Source organism: Paucibacter sp. XJ19-41, from assembly GCF_028462495.1.
GTDB lineage: Bacteria > Pseudomonadota > Gammaproteobacteria > Burkholderiales > Burkholderiaceae_C > Roseateles_E.
On record NZ_JAQOWX010000210.1, the window covers coordinates 1 to 4298 of the forward strand.

6 protein-coding genes and 4 pseudogenes are annotated in these 4298 nt (G+C 62.5%); 4 read left to right on the forward strand and 6 right to left on the reverse strand.

The genetic code is table 11. The features are described 5' to 3' along the window. Positions 1-329: pseudogene (locus tag PO768_RS27950) on the forward strand (MFS transporter); the annotation flags it as partial. A gap of 492 nt (positions 330-821) precedes the next feature. On the opposite strand, the gene PO768_RS27955 reads toward PO768_RS27950, so the two are convergent. Both PO768_RS27955 and PO768_RS27960 read right to left on the reverse strand, forming a co-directional pair. Beyond that, entirely contained in the window at positions 822-1010 is a 189-nt protein-coding gene (locus tag PO768_RS27955) for an IS3 family transposase (RefSeq protein WP_336297795.1), read from the reverse strand. Beyond that, positions 993-1387, reverse strand: a pseudogene (locus PO768_RS27960) (transposase); the annotation flags it as partial. The pseudogene PO768_RS27960 and the gene PO768_RS27955, both read right to left, overlap by 18 nt. A 53-nt stretch (positions 1388-1440) precedes the next feature. On the opposite strand from PO768_RS27960, the pseudogene PO768_RS27965 reads away from it, so the two are divergent. Beyond that, positions 1441-1692, forward strand: a pseudogene (locus PO768_RS27965) (integrase core domain-containing protein); the annotation flags it as partial. 34 nt (positions 1693-1726) lie between these two features. Further along, positions 1727-1831: pseudogene (locus tag PO768_RS27970) on the forward strand (integrase core domain-containing protein); the annotation flags it as partial. Positions 1832-1895: 64 nt separating this feature from the next. Here the strand turns inward: PO768_RS27970 and PO768_RS27975 are convergent. The 4 genes from PO768_RS27975 to PO768_RS27990 form a co-directional block, all read right to left on the reverse strand. Next, positions 1896-2147 carry a hypothetical protein gene (locus PO768_RS27975; protein ID WP_272648666.1) on the reverse strand — a complete coding sequence of 84 codons (252 nt, stop codon included), beginning with the start codon at positions 2145-2147 and terminating at the stop codon, positions 1896-1898. A 68-nt stretch (positions 2148-2215) separates the two neighbouring features. Beyond that, positions 2216-2686, reverse strand: a complete 471-nt coding sequence (locus PO768_RS27980) for a DUF2442 domain-containing protein (RefSeq protein ID WP_272648667.1) — start codon at positions 2684-2686, stop codon at positions 2216-2218. Then, positions 2683-2913: a DUF4160 domain-containing protein gene (locus PO768_RS27985; protein WP_272648668.1), complete on the reverse strand. Its 231-nt coding sequence runs from the start codon at positions 2911-2913 to the stop codon at positions 2683-2685. The genes PO768_RS27980 and PO768_RS27985 overlap by 4 nt, the downstream gene beginning before the upstream one ends. A 265-nt stretch (positions 2914-3178) precedes the next feature. Next, complete coding sequence (locus PO768_RS27990; protein ID WP_272648671.1) at positions 3179-3448, reverse strand: hypothetical protein; 270 nt, start codon at positions 3446-3448, stop codon at positions 3179-3181. 278 nt (positions 3449-3726) lie between these two features. On the opposite strand from PO768_RS27990, the gene PO768_RS28000 reads away from it, so the two are divergent. Beyond that, on the forward strand, positions 3727-4298 hold a 572-nt coding region (locus PO768_RS28000), incomplete at its 3' end, for a thiamine pyrophosphate-binding protein (RefSeq protein ID WP_272648669.1).

The window sequence follows — 4298 nt, forward strand, 5'->3', positions numbered from 1 at the left end:
TGCTGCTGGTCGCGGCCGGCTGGCTGCCGCCGCTGGTGGCCGCGGCAGCCACCGCGCTGGCCGGTTTCGGCACCGGCCTGGCCGGGCCCTCGCGCGATATGTTGATCAAGCGCGCCGCGCCCCCGGGCGCTACCGGCCGGGTCTACGGCACGGTGTACTCGGGCCTGGATGTGGGCTTCGCGCTGGCCGCGCCGGTGTTCGGCGCCTTGTTGGACGGCGGCCATCCGGCCGGCGTGTTCGCCGGCTCGGCCGCCGCCCTGGGCCTGGGCATCGCCTCGGCCGGCCTGGTCGGTCTGCGCATCGCCCGCACGCAGCTGGCCACCGCATAAGCGCGGATGGGCGCCGGCTCTGGCCGGCGCTACATTCGGCCCATGCCAAAAAGCCCTGATTCCACTTCACCACGCTTGGCCGGCCACCTGCTGGTCGAGGCCCTGATTGCCCAGGGTGTCGATACCGTCTTCGGCGTGCCAAATGATACGTTGTATTAACTCGTCGGAACGTGCCTCTAACTGCCCCCTGTTCAGCCGAGTCAGCCACCGGCTATTCGCTATTGAATCAATGGGGCGGTCTAAAGAAAGCTAGATCCCAAAGCCGCTGGTCATGCTTGCATGTCGTGGAGGGGGGTGAGCCGCTAGCACCGCCCAGCAGCGATGCCCAACCTTGTCCGTAGGGTTAGTAGGTGTAGGCGCTGCTGGTTGCCAGTTTGCGGCCGTCGGGGCTGCGCATCCTATTACGGCTTGCCGTAAGGCGGCCTTCGACCAAGATGACCTTGCCACTGGAATCCGTATCCCTTAACCGAGCCGTGAATTGGCCTGCATGGGCTATGCCGCTAGCCGGTTTCTCTCGAACTGCATCGGACTGACATAGCCCAGCGTTGAATGCAGCCGGGCGCTGTTGTACCAGAGCAGCCAGGCCACGATTTCATCCTTGGCCTGTCGTCTGGTTTTGAAGCGCTGGCGCCGCTGGGCCGCGTTGGCACGGCGCACGAAGTGCTCGTGATACCCCGCCACGCTGACCTCCTGCACCCGGCATTGCACCGAGATCGGCCACTGGCGCCGGTGCAGCTCAATGAAGGCGTACCTCAGCTCGAAGCCTTTGCGAAGTACGCTGTCGCTTTTCCCAGAATGTCGCGCTCCATCTTCACCCGCGCCAGCTCAGCACGCAGCCGCGCAATCTCCATTTGCTCGGCACTCACGGGCTTGCTATCCGGGCCGCTGAGCTTGCCCGCCCGGCTGGTCTTGACCCAGTTGAACAGCGTCTGATCCACCACGCCCAGCGTGCGCGCCGTCGCCGCAATGCTCTGCCCGCCTTCGACCAGCCGCACGGCCTCTTGCTTGAATTCAAGCGTGTACCGCGCCCTGGCGGCGCCCGTCTTTGTCTTCGTCATTTCGTTTCCTCTTGCTTGGATTGGATCACTCAGCAAGGGATACGTTTTTCGGGGAGTTCGTCAGCCAGGCAATCCTGGAGTGGATCTCGAGCGCCGGTATCGCTACCGTGCTGAACGATCCCGGCAAGCCCTGGCAGAACGGCACCGACGAGAGCTTCAACGGCAAATTCCGAGACGAGTGCCTGTCCATCGAGTGGTTCCGCTCGCGCCGCGAGGCCGCCGTGATCATCGAAACCTAGCGCAACCACTACAACGAGGTCCGCCCTCACAGCAGCCTGCAATACTTGACCCCGGCGGAGTTCAAACNGCCGCGAGGCCGCCGTGATCATCGAAACCTAGCGCAACCACTACAACGAGGTCCGCCCTCACAGCAGCCTGCAATACTTGACCCCGGCGGAGTTCAAACAGCACCTCCGCCGAGACTTGCAACCCGCCGTCTTCTAGGAATAACTGTCTCGATTAAGCCGAGCAGGTCAACTGCAGGGTGTGACTAGCCGCTGGTCCGGCCCTAGCGGCGAAGATTGGGAGACATGAGCAGCTCACGCAGATCATCTCGGTCGCCTGCTCGTAGCAGCTCTGCCTTGTACAAGGCATGCACAAAACCCATGCCGAACTGATATTCGGCCTCGGCCTTCTTCGCATCATTGGACCGACATGCGATGCGCCGTCGCGTTAGCAACTGGACCCAGCTCTCACGAAGTTGTTCTGGCAGAGGTTCCTCAAGGTTGCGCTGTGGAGTCTCGTCAGCGGTTTTCGGCATCATCTCTCCTTAGAGGCTGATACAGCAAAAACCCGCGCTAGGCGGGGCTCAGGGGAATCAGTCTAGATTCACGCGGCGAGCGCAAAGACGCTTGTGTTGGCCTTCCTGGCTTTCTCCCAGCCCAAGCAGGCATACCCTATTGTCATCGGTACAGACTTTTCACCACTTCGATAGTAGGCAAGCATGCGCCGCGACACGTCCAAGGCGCTGGCAGCATCGTCCAGTGTCAGCTTGTTCCGGTGCATCCAGTTCCAGATGAACTCATGCGAGACGCCGCCAGCTTGCTCAATGGCGCGCGCGCGCAGATTGTCGGCAGCCAGTTCTAGATCGTCGTCATTGCCCCATACGACGGTTGCGCCATCGTCGCCGATCTTCGCCTTCGCAAAGACCTTCGGGTCTTTGAGTGCGGCAAGGCTCTTGTGCCGCTCGATGATGGGTTGCAGGTCGACCGTCAGCACTTCGCCGTCCGCATAGTGCAGCACCAGCTTTGCCGGTGCGGCGTGCAAAACCTTGATCAGTGAAAATTGCTTTTGCGTCATGGATTCAACTCCTTCCATTTTGCGACGAGTGTCGCCTTGTTGCTGCCGGCCCAGCCAAGCGCTTCCTTCAATGTTCCGCTCCGAACCTCTCCTGCAATGACGGTCAGTGAAGCGATTTCCACAAGTGCCTTTTTCCCATCGTTTGCCAGCACATGAAAGTGCGGAGGGTTGTGATCATCGGCATACATGGAAAGCTTGCAGGTTGGTAGGCGGATTAGCGTCGGCATGTGTGATAATGTAGTGCAATGATTGCACTTTTGACAACAGGTATTGCCAGCCGTTTTTGCTAGCTGATCTTGCTTGCGGATTGTTCACCTGGTCCTTGTAAGGCGGAAAAAAGCCTGCGATATGCGGGCGCTTGGTTGGGTGCGTCAGTAGGTTGGCCCTGGGTCTCGGGGAACAGGTCGAGGGTGGTCATGTTGCAAGCCTCTTGAACTCGATGACCCAGACCCAAGGATTCGCGTCCCAGGATGTGCCGCCGTTGATCGACTCTCACAGGCAGCATGCCGTGCCCTTCGTGTTCAACGCTGCCCACACCAAGTCCAGCTCCTCGGCCGCGCTCTCGGCTAGGCCGACCAAGCTGAAGGCCCGGCTGGCGGCCAGGCGGGCCTCGGGCGTCGTGGCACTGCGCACGGCGGCCATGTGGTCGGTGTCGTCGGCCAGCACCTCGTCGAGCGTGCGGCCGGTGGCGGCCAGGCGGCCGAAAACCTCGCTATCGCTGATGGCGACGGTGACCAACTGCGCGCGGCGCGTGTCGGCCAAGTACTTGACGATGGGCGCGAAGGCACCCGACCCTGTTCGACGGCGGCAAGGAAGGCTCCAAGGGCGCCATGCTTAACATGATGCTGATGGTAGGCTGACAGGCCCTTGTCTTCCAAGGACAGTGAATCGTCCAGCTGCAGCTTGTGTTCCTGCGCCCATCTGGCGGCAGAGGCGCGCTGGCGCTCGCCGCTGTTGCCGGCCGCCTGTTGCGGGTCACTGAAGCGCATGTAGCTGTAAACAAGGCCCTTATTCATAGGCTCCTAGGAATTGAGGAAGTAATGACGCAACAGGGAAAAAGACTGGCCGGCCACCTGCTGGTGGAGGCTTTGATAGCGCAGGAAGTTACCGTAGCGTTCGGCGTGCCCGGCGAGAGCTATCTTGCGGTGCTGGACGGCTTCCACGAGCACCGCGACAAGATCCGCTTCATCGCCTGCCGGCAGGAGGGCGGGGCGGCCTTCATGGCCGAGGCCCAAGGCAAGCTGACGGGCCGGCCTGGCATCTGCTTCGTGACCCGCGGGCCGGGCGCCACCAATGCCAGCATCGGCCTGCACACCGCCTTCCAGGACAGCACGCCGATGATCCTCTTCATCGGCCAGGTGGCCAGCGAGCAGCGCGACCGCGAGGCGTTTCAGGAGCTCGACTACCGCCAGATGTTCGGCCCCGGCACGTTGGGGTTCGCCAAATGGGTCGGCGAGGTGCAGGACGCCGACCGTCTGCCCGAGTACATCGCCCGCGCCTTTCACACCGCGCTGCAGGGCCGGCCCGGCCCGGTGGTGCTGGTGCTGCCCGAGGACATGCTGACCGAGATGACGGCCGCGCCGGTGCTGCCGCGCGTCGCGCCGGCCCAGGC